At 67.2% G+C, this 16,774-nt stretch carries 18 protein-coding genes; 9 read left to right on the top strand and 9 right to left on the bottom strand.

Translation table 11 applies throughout. The features are described from left to right. The first annotated feature begins 323 nt into the window (after window positions 1-323). The 3 genes from RE421_RS16455 to RE421_RS16445 all read left to right on the top strand — a co-directional run bounded on the left by RE421_RS16455 (window position 324) and on the right by RE421_RS16445 (window position 2,069). Window positions 324-590 carry a hypothetical protein gene (locus RE421_RS16455; RefSeq protein WP_309817703.1) on the top strand — a complete coding sequence of 89 codons (267 nt, stop codon included), beginning with the start codon at window positions 324-326 and terminating at the stop codon, window positions 588-590. 31 nt (window positions 591-621) lie between these two features. Continuing rightward, entirely contained in the window at window positions 622-879 is a 258-nt protein-coding gene (nrdH, locus tag RE421_RS16450; protein WP_309817700.1) for a glutaredoxin-like protein NrdH, read from the top strand. Window positions 880-1,130: 251 nt separating this feature from the next. Next, on the top strand, window positions 1,131-2,069 hold the full coding sequence (locus RE421_RS16445; RefSeq protein ID WP_309817697.1) for a DNA-binding protein: 939 nt from the start codon (window positions 1,131-1,133) through the stop codon (window positions 2,067-2,069). A 420-nt stretch (window positions 2,070-2,489) separates the two neighbouring features. On the opposite strand, the gene RE421_RS16440 is transcribed toward RE421_RS16445, so the two are convergent. The 6 genes from RE421_RS16440 to RE421_RS16415 all read right to left on the bottom strand — a co-directional run bounded on the left by RE421_RS16440 (window position 2,490) and on the right by RE421_RS16415 (window position 8,323). Continuing rightward, window positions 2,490-2,951: a hypothetical protein gene (locus RE421_RS16440; RefSeq protein ID WP_309817694.1), complete on the bottom strand. Its 462-nt coding sequence runs from the start codon at window positions 2,949-2,951 to the stop codon at window positions 2,490-2,492. 320 nt (window positions 2,952-3,271) lie between these two features. After that, window positions 3,272-4,369: a c-type cytochrome biogenesis protein CcsB gene (gene ccsB, locus RE421_RS16435; protein ID WP_309817692.1), complete on the bottom strand. Its 1,098-nt coding sequence runs from the start codon at window positions 4,367-4,369 to the stop codon at window positions 3,272-3,274. Window positions 4,370-4,372: 3 nt separating this feature from the next. After that, a complete protein-coding gene (locus RE421_RS16430; protein ID WP_396134670.1) occupies window positions 4,373-6,079 on the bottom strand; it encodes a cytochrome c biogenesis protein ResB in 1,707 nt (568 codons plus the stop codon). Between the two features lie 173 nt (window positions 6,080-6,252). After that, on the bottom strand, window positions 6,253-6,906 hold the full coding sequence (locus tag RE421_RS16425; RefSeq protein WP_309817689.1) for a TlpA disulfide reductase family protein: 654 nt from the start codon (window positions 6,904-6,906) through the stop codon (window positions 6,253-6,255). Window positions 6,907-7,074: 168 nt separating this feature from the next. After that, window positions 7,075-7,296: a hypothetical protein gene (locus RE421_RS16420; RefSeq protein ID WP_309817686.1), complete on the bottom strand. Its 222-nt coding sequence runs from the start codon at window positions 7,294-7,296 to the stop codon at window positions 7,075-7,077. Between the two features lie 109 nt (window positions 7,297-7,405). Continuing rightward, on the bottom strand, window positions 7,406-8,323 hold the full coding sequence (locus tag RE421_RS16415; RefSeq protein WP_309817683.1) for an SURF1 family protein: 918 nt from the start codon (window positions 8,321-8,323) through the stop codon (window positions 7,406-7,408). A 302-nt stretch (window positions 8,324-8,625) separates the two neighbouring features. Here RE421_RS16415 and RE421_RS16410 point away from each other — a divergent pair, with 302 nt between their 5' ends. Together RE421_RS16410 and RE421_RS16405 are read left to right on the top strand one after the other, a co-directional pair. Then, window positions 8,626-9,096 (top strand): DUF4307 domain-containing protein, encoded by a 471-nt coding sequence (locus RE421_RS16410; protein ID WP_309817680.1) that lies wholly within the window; start codon window positions 8,626-8,628, stop codon window positions 9,094-9,096. A gap of 302 nt (window positions 9,097-9,398) precedes the next feature. Further along, complete coding sequence (locus RE421_RS16405) at window positions 9,399-9,767, top strand: hypothetical protein (RefSeq protein WP_309817679.1); 369 nt, start codon at window positions 9,399-9,401, stop codon at window positions 9,765-9,767. Window positions 9,768-9,935: 168 nt separating this feature from the next. Here RE421_RS16405 and RE421_RS16400 read toward each other — a convergent pair whose 3' ends face one another. The 3 genes from RE421_RS16400 to RE421_RS16390 are packed head-to-tail and all read right to left on the bottom strand — an operon-like array spanning window position 9,936 to window position 12,157. Then, window positions 9,936-10,592: a vitamin K epoxide reductase family protein gene (locus RE421_RS16400; RefSeq protein ID WP_309817676.1), complete on the bottom strand. Its 657-nt coding sequence runs from the start codon at window positions 10,590-10,592 to the stop codon at window positions 9,936-9,938. Window positions 10,593-10,652: 60 nt separating this feature from the next. Next, window positions 10,653-11,372, bottom strand: coding sequence for a thioredoxin domain-containing protein (locus RE421_RS16395; protein WP_309817674.1), 720 nt, complete (start codon window positions 11,370-11,372; stop codon window positions 10,653-10,655). 35 nt (window positions 11,373-11,407) lie between these two features. After that, entirely contained in the window at window positions 11,408-12,157 is a 750-nt protein-coding gene (locus RE421_RS16390; protein ID WP_309817671.1) for a cytochrome c biogenesis CcdA family protein, read from the bottom strand. Window positions 12,158-12,296: 139 nt separating this feature from the next. Here RE421_RS16390 and RE421_RS16385 point away from each other — a divergent pair, with 139 nt between their 5' ends. The 4 genes from RE421_RS16385 (at window position 12,297) to RE421_RS16370 (ending at window position 16,766) form a co-directional block, all read left to right on the top strand. Further along, a complete protein-coding gene (locus RE421_RS16385; protein WP_309817668.1) occupies window positions 12,297-12,659 on the top strand; it encodes a metalloregulator ArsR/SmtB family transcription factor in 363 nt (120 codons plus the stop codon). Further along, window positions 12,656-14,611, top strand: a complete 1,956-nt coding sequence (locus tag RE421_RS16380; RefSeq protein WP_309817667.1) for a cation-translocating P-type ATPase — start codon at window positions 12,656-12,658, stop codon at window positions 14,609-14,611. The genes RE421_RS16385 and RE421_RS16380 overlap by 4 nt, the downstream gene beginning before the upstream one ends. 108 nt (window positions 14,612-14,719) lie before the next feature. Further along, entirely contained in the window at window positions 14,720-15,220 is a 501-nt protein-coding gene (locus tag RE421_RS16375) for a signal peptidase II (RefSeq protein WP_309817664.1), read from the top strand. A gap of 262 nt (window positions 15,221-15,482) precedes the next feature. Then, the gene (locus RE421_RS16370; RefSeq protein ID WP_396134669.1) at window positions 15,483-16,766 is read left to right on the top strand and encodes an Nramp family divalent metal transporter; all 1,284 of its coding nucleotides are present in this window, start codon (window positions 15,483-15,485) and stop codon (window positions 16,764-16,766) included. Window positions 16,767-16,774: the final 8 nt, after the last annotated feature.

Below are 16,774 nucleotides of genomic sequence, written 5' to 3'. Positions count from 1 at the left end.
TGTTCTGTCCTGGTCCGCCGGAACGGCGGCGGACCAGGACGCCGGCCCTGGCGGGCCGACCTGATTTTTTGCCTGCTGTCCTGCGGATTATGCGCCCCGGCTCCACCGGCACAAGCCCCTCCTTCGTCGGGGCCGGTTCCCCCGGAAACCTTGGGTCGGCGCTTCCTCGTGCCTCGGTCGCTTTTTTCCTCCCCAAGCTTTCCTCCTCCACCGCCCTGCGGGTTGATGCCGGCTCCGTCCAGGGCAGCTCACTTCGTTTCGCCAGCAGGCAAAAAACAAGGGGGGAGAGGAACAACCACCCCCCACGGCGGAAGGAACCCCAGATGAGTCACCATGCGATCTACGACAGCATGCAGGACGACAGCGCCGACCTCCTGACCCCGGTGTGCCCGTTCTGCGGTCAGCAGGGCTGGACCACCATCCCCCAGGCCGGGGCTGACGCCCTGATGGACGGCCGGCCCGTCCAGGAGGCCCTGCCCGAGCTCGATCACCGGCTCCGCGAGCAGATCACCAGCGGGACCCACCCGCGCTGCTTCCCCGGCGCCGAGTTCGGCGAGGGCATCGACCCCGACCTCATTCGCGGCCACTGAGCCCGAGAACCCCAGGCGAAAGGACCAGACCATGACCACCGTGACCGTCTACAGCAAGCCCGCCTGCGTGCAGTGCAACGCCACCTACCGGGCCCTTCAGACCAAGGGCATTGCCTACGAGACCGTGGACCTCTCCCAGGACGCCGGCGCCCTGGAACGAGTGCGGGCCCTCGGGCACCTGCAAGCCCCCGTCATCATCACCGAGACCGGCGAACACTGGTCCGGATTCCGCCCCGACAAGATCGAGGAACTAGCCAAGCAGGCCACCGCAGAACTAGGGCGGACCTGATGCAGGCACAGCCAGGCACCCTGGACCTGCTGACTACCCCGAGCCGTGGATGAGCCCGGGGACGGTGGATGGCAACGGTGCATCCGGTCCAGGCTCACACAGCAGTAGACCCCCCTGATAGGGGGCGGCGTCCATGACTTTCACCGAAGCAGAAGAGAAAGACCCCACGAACCCAGGCCAGTCCCCTACTCGACGAGAAGTAATAATAGTAGTAAGCTTACTATTATTACTTCTCGTTCTAGGGAGCTTCGATGGTCGAAACGTCCACCCCGACGGTGAGCGACCGTGTCTTCGCGGCCTGTGACCAGCTCGAGGCCGCCGGAGAGCGCATCACCGTGGCTACGGTGCGCAGGCAGGCCCAGGTCTCCATGCAGGATGCCTCCGAGGGAGTGCGCGCCTGGCGGCAGGCCCACGCGCAGGCTCAGTCCGTGCCCGAACCTCCCGAGGCCGTGGCCCGGGCCCTGAATGGCGCTTGGGGAGCGGCCCTGACGGCCGCGCGGACGGAGGTCGAGCACCTGGCCACCGAGGCCAGGCAGGCCCAAGAGCACGCCGAAGCCGAAGCGGCCGACCTCTTGGCAGCCATCACCGAGACGGAAGCCAGTCGCGATGAAGCCCGAAGCGAGCTCGAGCGAATCCGGGCCGAGCTGACCAGAGCCCAAGCCGAACAGCAACAGGCCATCGGAAAAGCGTCGGACGCCATCCAGGCCCGCGCCCGCGAGGAGGGCCGCAGAGAACAAGCGGTGAACGAAGCGGGCCGGCTACGAGGAGAGCTTGACGAGGCCAAGGAGCGGGTCCGTGAGTTCCAAGACGTCGCCGACCAAGCGAAAGCGCAGGCCCAGCAAGACCGCCAGGCGCGGGCCCAGGCCGAAGCGGAGACGAAAGCGGCGCGAACAGCCCTCACGGAGGCCGAGATCAGTCGGGACGAGGCCTTCAGCACCCTCAAAGACTGCCGAACGGAGCTGACCAAAGTGCAGGCCGAGCGGAATCAAGCGGTCCAGACCGCGGCCCAAGCCAGTCAAGTCCAAGCCCAGGAGAAGGCCACCCGCCAGCAGGCCGAAGCCGAGGTGGCACAGCTGCGCAAGGATCTCAAGAGTTCTCGGGAAAAGCTCCGCAAGACCGACACCGAGACGAAGTCTCTGCGGACCGAGCTGAGCGCAGCTCAAGAAGAAATTCGGACGCTGCGCGGCTAAAACCTCCCCCGGGCAAGGGGCCGGCCGCCCCTCCGTGGGCTCGGCATCGCCGCCCAGCCCGGCACCGGGTCCGCGGTGCAGGCCCGACTGGAAGCCCGGCCAGACGTCCGTGGTTCTTCACGGTGTCGAGCCTGCCTCGCGTTGCGGCCGGTGTCTGTCCCTTCGCGAGAGCCTCGGGGGAGGGGAGGGATCATCTCGGTCTTGGAGCGGTTCGGCGGTGTCTTCACCCCGTCTGGGTTAATCCCCGACGGCAGCGGCGTCTGGCATGCCCGCGCGGGCGTGCCGGTCATCCACGAGGCCGTCACGGATGCCGAGCCTGCCAGCGGCGAGAATGGCATGTCCCCCTGACGACTAGGTGCGTGGAGACGGGTTAGTCCTGCGCACTGGCAACGCTGCGCTGTTGTGGATGTCCCATGTGCCCTACTCGGTGCCGTCGGTGGCGTCGCCGCTCAGGTCACGGCTGATCTGTGGTTCGCCGGAGTCCTCGAAGATGATGAGGACGTCCTGGTGGACGGTGCCGTCCGGCATGGTGACGTCGGCGCGGAGCGCATTGCCGCGCCACCCTTTGTCCTCCACCGATTCAACCCCATACTTTTTGGCAACGTTCTCCTGGATGTTGTTCTGTGAGGCGATGTCTCCGTAGATGGCATAGGCGAGAGCAGCCAGGCCGATGACGAGGATCCCTGCCCCCGCGAGCACCTCGCGGCCGGCATCCTTTATCCGGTCCGGCCCGGCGTAGCGCGCGTCCTCTCCGTCCAGGTGGGCTTGGTACCGCTTGCGGAGCCACATCCCGTGGGCGAGGACCGCCAACCCCACGATCGCCAAGAGGGTCCCAATCCATTGGGTGACGTAATAAGTCTGCAGGTCGATCGGTGCGTACATGATTCCATTCTCTCTTGGGAGACACCACCGTGAAGCCACCGGTCGTGCACTGCGGGACCAGTCAGGGCCCGTCCCAACTACGGACCGTTCCGTGCTTCAGTGCAGGGCCATGCGGCCCGGCCACATCGGTGTGCCACATTTGCGCGGGAATCATTAGCCAGCACTCGCCGAACCATAAAGGAGATGGTGAGCTCACGGCAGCCGGGAGGGACACGTCTGGTGCCCGAAACTGGCAACCGCCGCCTTGAGTATTCAGAACGGCCTGATGCTGATGGCCTCGATGACACCGCGCCACTGGGCAGCGGTCACGGTCGCGGCATCTACGAGGGGAGGCCGGCGTAGGAGTGCAGGCCCGGGAAGTAGATGTTGACGATGGTGAAGTTGAACACGATGCAGGTGTAGCCGATGATGGACAGCCACGCGGCGCGTTCTCCGGTCCAGCCGCGGGTGGCGCGGGCGTGCAGGTAGCCGGCGTAGATCACCCAGATGACGAAGGTCCAGACCTCCTTGGTGTCCCAGCCCCAGTACCGGCCCCAGGAGGCTTCGGCCCAGATGGCGCCGGCGATCAGGGTGAAGGTCCACATCATGAAGCCCACGGCGTTGATGCGGTAGGACCAGTTCTCCAGGCTCAGCGCCGGGGGGACCAGGCGCATGAAGGCCAACCTGCCGGTGGCGCCGGTGGGTGCCTTGGCCTCGCGGCGGTGCTGGATGAGCTGCAGCACACTCATGGAGAAGGTCAGGGTGAACAGGGCCGAGGACAGCACGGCGATGGAGACGTGGATGACGATCCACGGCGACTGTAGCGGCGGCTGCAGGTATGCGATCGGGGTGGGGAAGCCCATGGTGGCCGCGGCCATCATGATCACCACGAGCCCGGTGACGAAGGTGCCCAGGAAGCGGATGTCTCTGCGGATCAGGAACAGCAGGTACACGACGGATACCAGCAGGGCCCCGGTGGTGCAGAACTCGTACATGTTGCCCCACGGCACCTGGCCCGCGGCCAGGGCCCGGGCGATGACCGCGAAGGCGTGCAGGGCGGCGGCGATGATCATCAGTGCCACCGCGACGTTGGCGGCCGGGCGGCGCGTGACCCCGGTGTATTCCATATCCTCGTCCACCAGGCCACCCACCGCGCCCCCGGCGGCCGGCGATGCCGTCGTGCCTGGGCCGTGGCCCGGCGCCGGGGTGCTTGCCGGCCCACCCCCTGCCCCGACTAGTTGCTTGTGGCGGGCCTCCGAGGACCGGTCTGCCTCGGTGCACTCGTGTTGTTCGGCCAGTTCGGCTTCCAGGGTCCGGATGGTCTTGGAGGAGCTGGCCATATCCAGGGCGAAGATGATGAATGCCGCGGCGTAGACGATGGCGGCGATCAGCATGAACAGGTCACTGTAGCCGGCCAATTGATAGTTGATGGGCTGCATGGGTCACTCCACTCGGTTCTGTGCGGCACCGGCGACGGCGATGGGTCGCTCGGTGCTCTCGGTGTCTTCTGGTGCCTGCACTGGCCACAACTTCTCAAACTGCCGGCGCAGGGTGAGGTGCTCCTCGCGCAGGCCGAAGTCCTCGCCACGGGCCAGCAGCCCGTACTCCACCATGGTGGACCCGCCGGGGCCGGTGGTGCCCCGCACCCAGACGCGGCGGCGGCGCACGAACAGGCTCACGCCGAGGGCCACGAGGGCCAGCACGGCGAAGAAGCCGACACCCCACTTGCCCGGGTCGTAGAGGATGTCCAGCCCCACGTAGCGGCGCAGGCCGTCGAAGCTGATCGAGCCCTTGCCCTCTGGCAGGTCGTAAGACTCCCCGGGCTTGAGCGTGATACCGCCGGCCTCGAGGGCCCGAGAATTCAGCTCGGTGAGGTTCTCGGTGTCCAGTACGTACACATTCTGCGGGTCGCCCTCGTCCAGGCCCAGGTCGCCGTAGTAGGAGTTCAGGTTCAACTCCGGGTTCAGCGGGGCGGGGTCGATCGAGACTGCCACCCCGTCCTCCCCGGTGTAGGCGGTGGGCAGGAAGAACCCGACGAAGCCGAGCTGGTCGGGTCGGGCGTCGGGGGCCTTGATGGTTACCAGCGAGGTGAAGAGGTTGTCCTGGACCTGGGCGATCACGGGGCCCTGGAAGGCGATGTCCCCGTTGCCGTCCCGCACCGTGACCTCTGGGGCGTACCCGTTGCCCACCAGGTAGACCCGGGTGCCCTGGAAGTCCAGCGGGTGGTTGACCTTCAGCTCGACCTCCCGGGCGGTGTCACCGGGACCGTCCTGCACGTCCAGTACGGCCGTGTAATCCAGCGGCTGGCCGTAGTGGGTCGGGGACTGCCGGTCATAGACGTACTCGAAACGCTTCAGGGTCATCGAGAACGGCGTGAGCATCTCATCGGAGAACGCCGTGCCGGGGGTGAAAGAATCGTAGGACACCAGGTTATTGGCGAACCCCTCCCCCTCGACGATGATCTTCTGACCCCGATAGCTGAGCATCGAACCAGTGGCTAGGAACACCAGCACCCCGATCAGGGACAGGTGGAAGACGATGTTGCCGATCTCCCGCACGTAGCCGCGCTCGGCACCCACAGAGGCGCCGCCGTCGGGCTCTTCTCGCACCTCGATGCGGTAGCCGCGCTTGCGCAAGACTCGCGCCGCCTGCTCCACCGCCTCGACAGGTGAGGGACCGGAGCGCTCCAGCAGCACCGTGCCGTGCTCCGGCAGCCGGGACAGTCGACGCGGAGTGCGCGGAGGGGTCGAGCGCAGCGCCTTGGCGTGCTTGACCGCGCGCGGGAGCACGCAGCCGATCAGGGAGACGAACAGCAGCAGGTAGATCGCCGAAAACCAGACCGAGGAGTACACGTCGAACATCTGGAACCAGTCCAGCCACTGTCCGAGGAGAGGATTGTCGTCGATGTAGTCCTGCACGATCGCCGGACCCGCTGGGCGCTGAGGAAACAGGGACCCCGGTACGGCGGCCACGGCCAGCAGTAGCAACAGCATCAGTGCTGTGCGCATGCTCGTCAACTGGGTCCACATGAACCGCAACGTGCCGGTAAACGCCAGGGCGGGCAGTTCCACGTCGTCGCGCTTGCGGTTCGTCGCGCTGCCTCGAGCGTCTTCGTCCCGCGTGGCCCTGACGTTGTCTGGCTGGCTCAAGTCTGCAGCCTTACTTCACTGGCACACCACGCCGACCTTGGCAGGACCGATAACTTCCGACAGCAGACAATCACCAGTGGCGTCCAGCCGGTGCGGAGATGCGCGGAGGGGAGAGTGTTCACCGGAGGATTCGGGACGGTGGCGGGGCGGAGCAGGAGAGGCATGGGATCCGCTCAGGCCTGCTCATCCAGCACGGTGGTGATCAGGCTGCGTAGCGTGGAGGGGTCTGCGATTCCCAGGATCCGCCCCGCCACCCGTCCCGCCCGGTCCAGCACAATCGTGGTGGGTACGGCTTGCGGCGGGACGTAGTCGGTCATGGCCAGCAGTACCTGGCCGCCGCGGTCCTCCACGGAGGGGTAGGTGATGCCGAAGGTGCGCTCGAAGGCCCGCGCGGTGGCCACCGTGTCGCGGACGTTGATGCCCAGAAATCGCACGCCAGCGGGGTCGAACTGCTCGTGCAGAGACTGAAGGTCGGGGGCTTCCACCCGACACGGCGCGCAGGCGGCATACCAGAAGTTCAGCACCGCCGGGTCCCCGACCAGGTCCTGCGTGCTGATCGGCTCCCCGGAGAGCAGGGTGGAGCTGAACTGCACCGGCTGGCCGCGCTCGGTCGGGGTGATCTCCAGGACTGACCCGTCGCCGGCGATGTAGTTCTTGCCGTCGCTGTTCCCGGCTTGGGCGGCCAGCGTGTCATCCGAGCTGCAGGCCGCCAGCAGTGGCAAGGACACGGCCCCGGCCAGGCCGGCCAGCACCCGGCGTCGTCCCAGCTGTCCGGGGAAGTCGAGCGTAGGGGAATGGGGGTAGTGCGAACGCTGAGTGTAAGACATGGCGTACTTCCGGTATCTCTCCATCAAGGCGGGATGTCTCCGGAATTCTACAGCTTGTAGAAGACGAGGCTGAATTTGCAGCACGCCATCCCTGTCGATGCAAGGTGTCAGGCCGGCGCGGCGTTGCTGGAGCCGGTGACGAGAGGTGTTCGGCTCTGCTCAGTGTGTTCACTTGTTGATCCACTGTTGCTGAATCGCGACTGGACTGGATTGGCCGGCGGTTCGGTGAGCGGCACGGTGGTGTTCTGGCGGGCTGCCCGGTTGGGACAACTCGGACGAACCAGGGACCGCTGGGCGGGTGGCGTAGCGCGTGCCGTCGACATGGAGCACCCTGTGGTTCAACAGGTTGGACGAATCGTTCATTTCTGCGCTTTCCAGCGCCTTGCTCATCAGTCTCGGCAGCCTCTCGCCTTGAACACATTGATACGGATTGGTCTGACGATCAAGTCCTCAGGATTTCGGACTGGTCGCCGTCCGCATCGCGGCCCGCCCGTGCCGACTACCGCCGCAGGTCGGCCGCGTCGAGGAGCGCATCCTCGACCTCCTCGTCGGTCGGCCGGCCGCCCCGGCGCCGGACCGGGCGCGCCCGGGGCGGCCGGTGCGCCGAGAGGTACCCGTCGTCCTCGGTCAGTCCGAGTTCGCGGTCATCCCGGTCGTTGACGGCCTTCTGCCGGGCGGTGTAGCCCCACACGATGAAGCTCATGAGTCCGAACATGAACCACTGCAGCGAATACGACAGGTGCGGGCCCTCGTCCAGGGGTGGTTTGGGCGGCTGCTGCAGGGTTGTTTTCGGCGTGGGAATTTCGTCGGCCAGCTGGCCGTAGGCCGTGTCCGCGACCGGGTAGCCGACACTCTCCTCGAAAGCCGCAAGGTCGATCGAGGGCAGCTGTCCCTGTGGGGCGTCCCGGTCCAGGGTTGGTTCGCCGGGCTTGAGGCGGGCGACCACCGTGACCCTGCCCTCGGGCGGGGCCGGGACGGTGTCCGGGCGCCCGGGGGTGTCGTTCCCGATCGGCAGCCATCCGCGGTTGACCACGATCACCTCCCCGGTGTCCGCACGGAAGGGCACCAGCACCTCATAGCCGGGCTTGCCGGCCAGCGGCCGGTTCCGGACGATGCGCGTGTCCTCCTCAAGATACTCACCTGTCATCTCGACCGGGGTCCACTCCTGCTCGGCCTGGAATCTGGTGAACAACTCCGCATCGCGGGCAAGCGGGACCGCGGGGTCGTCATAGTTCGCGAGCACCTTGTTGATCTCCGCGACCGCCTCCGTGCGGCGGTCCATCTGCCACTGCCCCAGCAACGCGCAGGCGACCGCGATGACGGCGCAGAAAACCAGGCCGCCGAGCCACTGCGGCGAAAGCAGGAACCGGAAGTCCAGCCGGGCGCGTAGGGCCTGATCCGTGGCGGCTGTCCTCACAATGGGTCCTTTGGTGACTTCGTGATGTTCAAGACCTCCACGGGAACCAGGTCCTTCAGTGGTGGGTGCGACCGCAGGCCTTGGTGCGAGTTTGAGACTTCTCGTCGTCCACGGTGCCGCACCTGGCCTGTCCCAGGGGGATGCCGTGCTCCGGTGGACTGATTCTGTCCCGATCGGTCGGGGGACGTGTTGCTCACGGGGCCTCGGATGCTTTCCCGTCGCGGGCGGCGGTGGATTAGGGGGCCTATCGGCCCGGTTGTCGGGGGGAGGCCGGCGGCGCCTCGGGGATATCATGGGACGATATGGATCCAGTACCCCAGACGGGCCATGCTCCGGTTGATACCTTAGCGAACCGGTATGGGCGGCCCCCAGGCGATCGGCCGTCGTCCGCGTCCGGCTTGGGCCGGTGGATCGCCGTCGCCGCTCTGGTGATGGCGGTAGCCGCTACCGCCTGGTTGGCGTACCCAACCTCTCAGGACTCCCTGTCCTGGAAGGATGTTGGCTACTCCATCGACTCCCCGACCCGGGCCTCGGTGACGTTCGAGGTCACCAAGGACTTCGAGGACACCGTGGCGTGCGCCATTCAAGTGCTCTCCGAGAACTACGCCATCGTGGGTTGGCGTACCGTCACCATCGGTCCCGCGGAGCTCGGAGACACCGCAGGCGACTCCCTTCCCTCGGACAAGTCTCGGTACTACGACGTTAATCTGCGCACCGATTCGCTCGGCGTGACCGGCGGCGTCAACTCCTGTTGGATCGAGCAGGACGCCTGAGTTCGGCCCTCCTCCCTGCACCTCTTTCACAGCAGCTTCACCGCAAGAACTGGTCGCGCCTGATGAACAGGTTTCGCCCCTTCTGTCGAGAAACAATCACACCGACAAAGAGGCCCCGGCGCACTGTCGCCGACCTCCCGAGATCCCTATTGCCGGGAAGGGCTGATCCGGCGTGCCACAGGCCGTAGAAGAATCGGCGGAATCAACTGGTGGGACACCATCAGATTCCGAAGCGGCTGATATGAATCCGTTTCTACTACACTGCGTAGAAGAAATGCGGGCCCTCATGCCTAAGGAGCGAAATGCCTCAACTCACCATCGGACTCGGCGTCCTTCTCGTCGCCATCGGTTCCATTGCCTTTATCGCCACCTCGTTCGCCAGCTGGACGGCGCTGATCCCGGCCATGCTCGGGGCTGTGATCCTGGTTGCGGGCCTCATTAGCCTGAAGAAGCAGAAGCTCGGCGTCCACCTTGCCCTGGCAGTCGCCGTGCTCGGCGTTCTCGGCACTTCCAGGAACGTCATGCAACTCGAGGCACTGATCGCCCGTGAGGCGGAGCGCCCCACGGCTGTGCTCATCAGCACGATCACCTTCGCCCTACTCATCTTCTACGTGGGCTTCGGCATTCACTCGTTCGTCGCCGCCCGCCGCTGGAAAACCGCGGAGACCTGACCACCAGGCACAATCGAAGGTACCGCCAGCGCTCCGTGCCTGAGCCGTATGGGCCCCGGCCATACCGTCTGAGGGATGCTTCCGTCGCCGGACCGCCGTGCTCCGCGCGAGGGCCAACGGGTCGGTATGGTCTGATCTGTATGGGCCAGGAGCGCCGGGGCGGCCGGATCAGGGGCCGGTGAAGGCGGGCAGGAACTGGATGAAGACGGAGCCGGCCACGGCGACGTAGAGAATGGCGATCAGGGTCCCGGCCCACCCGGTCGCGAACCGGACGAAGGTCGATGGGGCAGGGATCACTCCATGGGCGAGGTTGCGGGCGGTGAGCATGATGAACAGCGGGATCATGGCCGCCCAGACAACCATGCAGTACAGGCACAGGATGTAGATCTCGTACAGGGCTTGGAACCACAGCCAGGTCACGAAGGCCATCCCTAGGGTCACCCCGGCCTGCAGCCCAAGCCAGTACCAACGGCCGGGCCGGGCCCCGGAGAGCACCACCATCGCGGTGGCCAGGACCACGGCGAAGGCCACGATGCCGATCAGCGGGTTGGGGAATCCGAACAGCTCGGACTGCCAGGTGCCCATCACCCGCCCGCAGGATACCCAGGGGTTGATGTCACAACTGGTGACGTGGCCGGGGTTCTCGTACAGGGCCAGGCGCTCGAGCACGAGGATGGCCGAGGCGATCCAGCCCGCGGCTCCGGTGACCAACAGGATCAGCCCGAAGGTCCGATGGTCGGTGAACCAGGCCCGGGCGGGTGCCCTCGCTGCTGGCGAGGGGGATGGCTTCGTGGGATTGGTGGAAGTGGTCGAGCGTTCGGTCATGGTGGAGGGCTTTTTCTGGTCTGGGTTCACGGTCAGAAGACGTTGCCGACGGCAAGCCCCTTAGTCCTGGACAGCGGCTTCGATGGCGGCGGTGAACTCTTCCAGGGTGGACGGGGCGAGTTGCTTGCCGTCGAGGTAGAAGGTGGGGGTACCGGAGACTCCGAGGGCGGTGCCGTCGGCGACGTCAAGCTCAACGCGTTCCCGGGTCGCCGGGTCGGCGACGGCGGCGTCGTAGGCGTCCATGTCCAGGTCGAGGTCCTCGGCATAGCCGCGGAACACGTCGCTCTGGTCCTCGGCAGACTCTCCCCACTGGGTCTGGGTCTCGAACATGCGCTGGTACATGGCCTCGTAGGCGCCCTGTTGGGCGGCGGCCTCAACGGCGACGGCGGCGGTGACCGAGTTGCGGTGGCCTGGCAGCGGGAAGTAGCGGTTCACGAAGGTCACAGTGTCCGAGTACTGGACCCTCAGTTCCTCGACGAAGGGGTAGGCCGCGGCGCAACCCTCGCACTCGAAGTCCAAGAACTCCACCAGCACGGCCTTCTCGTTCGGCGCCTGGGATAGCACTCGGCTGTTCTCCCGGACCAGCTGCCCGGCCTCCTGCGTCTGCTGCCCGGAGGATTGCCCCGTGTCCTGTGGTTGCTGGTCGGTGGTGGTACCGCGGGCCACGAAATACCCGATGGCGGCGGTAGCCACGACCAGGCCGAGCAGGATCCAGACGACGATCTTGGCCCGGCGCTGCCGGTTCGGGGCGGGTGTGGTTTTGGGGTCGGGGGAAGTCATGGTCGGTCCAATCCGTGGGGTCGGGGGCAGGGGGTTTAGACGGGGGTGGTGAAGGTGCCGGCGAGGTTCTGCAGCTGGTAGATCCACAGGGTCCAGATCCCGGTGACCATCAGGACCCCAACCAGCACCAGCAGGGTACCGCCGATGATGTTGAAGGCTCGGATGTGGCGGCGGACGAAGCCCAGGGTCCTGGTGACCCAGTCCAGGCCCATCGCGACCAGGACGAAGGGGATGCCCAATCCGAGACAGTAGAGGAAGCCCAGCAGGGCCCCGCGCCAGGGGTCCCCGGTGGTAGTGCTCAACGCCAGCACGGCGCTCAGGGTGGGGCCCATGCACGGGGTCCACCCTAGGCCGAAGACCACACCGAGCAGTGGGGCGCCGGCGATTCCGGTCTTCGGTTGGAAGGACATCTTCTTGGTGCCCTGCAGGAACGGCAGCCAGCCGACCAGGACCAGGCCCATGAGGACGACGAATATCCCCAGGATCCGGATCAGCAGGTCCTGCCATTGCAGCAGCCAACCACCGATCACCCCGAAGGCGGCCCCGTAGGCGGTGAAGACCGCGGCGAAACCGAGGATGAACAGTCCCACCCCGGTCATTACCCGGCGCCGGTTGTCTTCCCGGCGCGGATCGGCCAGCCCGGAGATGTAGCCCAGGTAGCCGGGCACCAGCGGCAGAATGCAGGGGGAGAGGAAGGAGACCAGTCCGGCCACCGCGGCCAGCGGCATCGCGACCAGCAGGGCCCCGGACTGGACCATTTCGGCGAAGAACCCCCCAATGCTCATGCTGCCCTCCGGGGATCACGAGGTGGGTGGGGGCGTCGGCGACAGACGGTCACAGGCGGTCCTCTCTGCTACGGCGTGCAGGGCTCCGCATCGTCCGAGCCCCGCGCTACACTACACCAGAGGCTGTATAGTTCAGTGCATGCTGACTATTGCCACGCGACTGGATGTGATGAATCGGCTGGGTCGGGCGATGGCCGACCCGACCCGGTCCCGGATCCTGCTGTCCCTCCTGGAGCGCCCGGGATATCCGGCGGAGTTGGCTCGGGATCTGGGGTTGAGTCGGTCGAACGTGTCGAACCACCTGACTTGCCTGCGTGACTGCGGAATCGTGGCCGCCAAACCCGAGGGGCGCCGTACCCGGTACGCGATCGCCGATGCACACCTGACCCGCGCGCTGACCGCACTGGTCGAGGTGACCCTGGCCGTGGACGCCTCCGCTCCCTGCCTGGACCCAGGCTGCTCGGTGCCCGGGTGCTGCGACACGGCGCAGGTGGCTTCGTGAGCTCGGCCTGCGGCTGCGATGCCCCGAACCCCCTGAGTAGCGCGGCTGAGGAGCCCGAGGCGCAGCGGCCGTGGTGGCGAGATGCGGCCATCCTGGTCCCGGTGCTCTCCGGAGTGGCGTTTCTGACCGGGCTGGTCCTGGAATGGTCCGGGGCAGGCTTCGTGGCCACGGTGGTGTTCTGGGTCGGTCTGGCGCTGGGTGCCTGGACCTTCGTGCCCGGAGCGCTGCGCGGGCTGTTCACCCGAGGCCGGCTCGGTATCGGACTGCTGATGACGATCAGCGCCATCGGTGCGGTGCTCCTGGGCTTTGTCGAGGAGGCCGCGGCCTTGGCATTTCTGTATTCCATTGCCGAGGCCCTGGAGGACAAGGCCATGGATCGGGCCCGAGCCGGGCTGCGCGCCCTGCTGAAGCTCGTGCCCGAAACCGCCACCATCCGGGCCGGCGAGGCCACGGTCGAGGTCGAGGCCCGGGACCTGAAACCCGGGCAGGTGCTCCTGGTCCGGCCCGGGGAACGGGTCGCCACCGACGGAATAGTGCGCGCCGGACGCAGCTCCCTAGATGCCTCCGCGATCACCGGGGAATCCATCCCGGTCGAGGTGGCCCCCGGAGAAGCGGTCTCGGCCGGATCGATCAACACCTCCGGGGCCCTGGAAATCGAGGCCACAGCCGCCGGCGCCGACAACTCCCTGACCACCATCGTGCACCTGGTCGAACAGGCTCAGGCCGAGAAAGGACAGCGGGCCCGCCTGGCCGACCGGATCGCCCGTCCCCTGGTCCCCGGGGTGCTCATCCTGGCCGTGCTGGTCGCCGTCATCGGCTCCCTGGCCGGGGACCCGGAACTGTGGATCACCCGAGCCCTGGTCGTGCTGGTGGCCGCCTCTCCCTGCGCCCTGGCCATCGCGGTCCCGGTCACCGTGGTCTCCGCGATCGGCGCGGCCAGCCGGTTCGGGACCGTCATCAAGTCCGGGGCGGCCTTTGAACGCCTCGGCGGGATCCGCCACCTCGCCGTGGACAAGACCGGCACCCTAACCCGCAACCAGCCCACCGTCACCGCAGTCCTCACCACTGAAGATGTTTCCGAGCAGGATGTGCTGGGCTGGGCGGGCGCCCTGGAACAGCACAGCACCCACCCGCTGGCCGCCGCGATCACCGCAGCTACTCCCACCACGCCTGCGGCCGCCGACATCACTGAGACCGCCGGGCACGGCATCACCGGCCGCCTCGATGGCGCCACGATCACCGTCGGCAGCCCCCGCTGGCTCAGCCCCGGCCACCTCGCCGAAGACGTCCAGGCCTTGGAAGGACAGGGCATGACCGTCGTTATCGTCCACCGCGACGGGTCGCCGGCCGGAGCGATCGGTGTCCGCGACGAGCTGCGCCCCGAGGTCCCGGATGTCGTGACCACCCTGGCCGGCCAGGGCATCGGGCTGACGATGCTCACCGGCGACAACACCCGCACCGCTCGGGCGATCGCCGCCCAGGCCGGCATCGAGGATGTGCGCGCCGAGCTACGCCCCGAGGACAAGGCTGCCGCCGTCAATCAGCTCTCCGGTGCCGGGCCGACCGCGATGATCGGCGACGGCATCAACGACGCTCCGGCCCTGGCTGCCGCCGATGTCGGCATCGCCATGGGCACCTCCGGCTCGGACGCGGCCATCGAGTCCGCCGACGTCGCCTTCACCGGCCATGACCTGCGCCTGATCCCCCAGGCCCTGGCGCATGCCCGCCGCGGCCGGGCCATCATCAACCAGAACATCGTCCTGTCACTGCTGATCATCGCCGTCCTGTTGCCGCTGGCCATCACCGGCGTCCTGGGATTGGCCGCCGTCGTGTTGGTCCACGAGGTCGCCGAGGTCATCGTCATCTTCAACGGCCTGCGCGCCTCCACCAGACGGCGCATCACCCTGGAGCCCCTTGCCGACCGGCAGGCCCAGCCCGCCACCGTGGGATGAGCCTTCACTGTCAGCGCCCTCCAGTCCCTTTCAGTGACTTCATAGGTCGCGCGGGGTTCAGTCGATTCACCATGCGCCGCGAAACGGGCGCACCACGAAAGGTAACGCATGAAAGACCGACGCAGGTATCCCCTCGTGCTCCTGACCGTCGGGATCGGGGTCGGCGTATCGGTCCTGGACCAGGTGACCAAGTGGTGGGCGGTAAACACTCTGTCCCTGCGTGAGCGAGTTCCGGTCCTCGGAGACTTGCTCGGGCTCCAGTTGATCTATAACCCTGGCGCGGCCTTCTCGCTCGGCACCGATGCGACCTGGATCTTCACCATCATCTCGGCTGTGGCCGTCGGGGTGGCAATCTGGTTCACTCTTCGGGTCCGTACCATGTCCTGGGCCATTGTGATTGGGTGCCTCGGAGGCGCGGCGGTCTCCCACCTGGGTGACCGACTCCTGCGCCCACCCTCGTTCGGGCAGGGGCATATCGTGGACTTTATCGCCTACGGAGACTGGTTCATCGGCAACATCGCGGACATCTTCATCGTCGGCGGGGTGGTGGCCGTGCTCCTCTTGGCCACCACGGAGCACGACCGCGACACCGCAGAAGCCCCGCAGTAACTGCCACCAGGAAACCCCCTTCGCACTCTTCGCGGCCATCTCCGCCTACACCTAGGCCCGCAACAGCGGGACGGCGGCCGGCCACTCCTGCCGGCCGTGGTTGGTGCCGGTTCAGCCCATGGTTGCTAGCAGCTCCGCGCAGGCCTTCAGTAGGGCCCGGGTGGTCTCGACGTTGGCACCGGCTGGATGAAGACCTCACGCGCGGCCACGTCGGCCATTGCTCAGCCACCCCCCCCCCGAAAGTTCGTGTAGCTTAACTTTCATGCGGGCACCATCGAGGATGACGACAAGGGCCGAGACCGGCTCGGACGCGGCGGCCGGGCAGCGCTGGGTCCGGCGCCAGCCGGTGCCCTGGCTGTTGGGGCCGGCCTTCGTGGCGGCGGTGGCCTACGTGGACCCGGGCAATGTGGCGGCCAACCTCACCGCGGGGGCCCAGTACGGGTACCTGCTGGTGTGGGTGCTGGTGGCTGCGAACCTCATGGCCGTGCTGGTGCAGTACCTCTCGGCCAAGCTCGGGCTGGTCACCGGGTCCTCGCTGCCCGAGCTGCTGGGCAAGCGGCTGCCACGGGGTCGGCGGCTGGCCTACTGGGTGCAGGCCGAGGCCGTGGCCGCGGCCACCGACCTGGCCGAGGTACTGGGCGGGGCGATCGCCCTGCACATCCTCTTCGGGATCCCTCTGCTTCTAGGCGGGCTGATCATCGGGGTGGTCTCGATGCTGTTGCTGGTCATCCAGTCCCGGCACGGCCAGCGGCCCTTTGAGTTCGTCGTGATCGGCCTGCTGGTGATCGTGACCCTCGGCTTCGTCGCCGGCCTGTTCTTCGGCCCGGTCTCTTGGGATGCGGCGGTGGCCGGGATCGTGCCGCGCTTCGAAGGCGTCCAGACCGTGCTGCTGGCCGCCAGCATGCTTGGGGCCACGGTCATGCCGCACGCGATCTACGCCCATTCGTCTCTGGCCCGGGACAGGCACGGCGGCCCGCTCCCCACCGCGGCGCTGCCGCGGCTGCTGACCGCGACCCGCTGGGATGTGGTGCTGTCCCTGCTGGTGGCTGGGTCTGTGAATATCGCCATGCTGTTGCTGGCCGCTGGCAACCTGGCCGGGGTTCCCGGCACCGACAGTATCGAGGGCGCCCATGCGGCGATCACCGCCGCGCTGGGCCCGGTGGTGGGGATCGCCTTCGGCCTGGGACTGCTGGCCTCCGGGCTGGCCTCGACCTCGGTGGGCTGCTACGCCGGCTCGACCATCATGGCCGGGCTGTTGCACCGGAACATCCCGCAGATGGCCCGCCGGGCCGTCACCCTGATCCCGGCGCTGGCGGTCATTGCCGCCGGGGTGGAACCGACGTGGGCGCTCGTGCTTTCCCAGGTGGTCCTGAGTCTGGGCATCCCCTTCGCCCTGATCCCCCTGGTCGCCCTGACCGGCAACCCCACGGTGATGGGGTCCTTCACCAATCGGGCGCCGTTGCAAGTGGCGGCCTGGGTGGTCGTGGGTCTGATCGTGGCACTGAATCTGGCCCTGATCGGGCTGATGGCCACCGGCCAAGGCTGATGATCACC

It is taken from the genome of Citricoccus sp. I39-566, assembly GCF_031432995.1.
Taxonomy (GTDB): Bacteria; Actinomycetota; Actinomycetes; order Actinomycetales; family Micrococcaceae; genus Citricoccus; species Citricoccus nitrophenolicus_A.
The sequence above is the reverse complement of the archived record's forward strand: the minus strand, read 5'-3'. Positions and strand labels throughout refer to the sequence as shown.

Bases quoted from the DNA above. Each gene is read 5' to 3' on its own strand.
- RE421_RS16455 (WP_309817703.1), top strand. From the start codon at position 324: ATGAGTCACCATGCGATCTACGACAGCATGCAGGACGACAGCGCCGAC.
- nrdH (WP_309817700.1), top strand. From the start codon at position 622: ATGACCACCGTGACCGTCTACAGCAAGCCCGCCTGCGTGCAGTGCAAC.
- RE421_RS16445 (WP_309817697.1), top strand. From the start codon at position 1,131: ATGGTCGAAACGTCCACCCCGACGGTGAGCGACCGTGTCTTCGCGGCC.
- RE421_RS16440 (WP_309817694.1), bottom strand. From the start codon at position 2,951: ATGTACGCACCGATCGACCTGCAGACTTATTACGTCACCCAATGGATT.
- ccsB (WP_309817692.1), bottom strand. From the start codon at position 4,369: ATGCAGCCCATCAACTATCAATTGGCCGGCTACAGTGACCTGTTCATG.
- RE421_RS16425 (WP_309817689.1), bottom strand. From the start codon at position 6,906: ATGTCTTACACTCAGCGTTCGCACTACCCCCATTCCCCTACGCTCGAC.
- RE421_RS16420 (WP_309817686.1), bottom strand. From the start codon at position 7,296: ATGAGCAAGGCGCTGGAAAGCGCAGAAATGAACGATTCGTCCAACCTG.
- RE421_RS16410 (WP_309817680.1), top strand. From the start codon at position 8,626: ATGGATCCAGTACCCCAGACGGGCCATGCTCCGGTTGATACCTTAGCG.
- RE421_RS16405 (WP_309817679.1), top strand. From the start codon at position 9,399: ATGCCTCAACTCACCATCGGACTCGGCGTCCTTCTCGTCGCCATCGGT.
- RE421_RS16400 (WP_309817676.1), bottom strand. From the start codon at position 10,592: ATGACCGAACGCTCGACCACTTCCACCAATCCCACGAAGCCATCCCCC.
- RE421_RS16395 (WP_309817674.1), bottom strand. From the start codon at position 11,372: ATGACTTCCCCCGACCCCAAAACCACACCCGCCCCGAACCGGCAGCGC.
- RE421_RS16390 (WP_309817671.1), bottom strand. From the start codon at position 12,157: ATGAGCATTGGGGGGTTCTTCGCCGAAATGGTCCAGTCCGGGGCCCTG.
- RE421_RS16385 (WP_309817668.1), top strand. From the start codon at position 12,297: ATGCTGACTATTGCCACGCGACTGGATGTGATGAATCGGCTGGGTCGG.
- RE421_RS16375 (WP_309817664.1), top strand. From the start codon at position 14,720: ATGAAAGACCGACGCAGGTATCCCCTCGTGCTCCTGACCGTCGGGATC.
- RE421_RS16370 (WP_396134669.1), top strand. From the start codon at position 15,483: ATGCGGGCACCATCGAGGATGACGACAAGGGCCGAGACCGGCTCGGAC.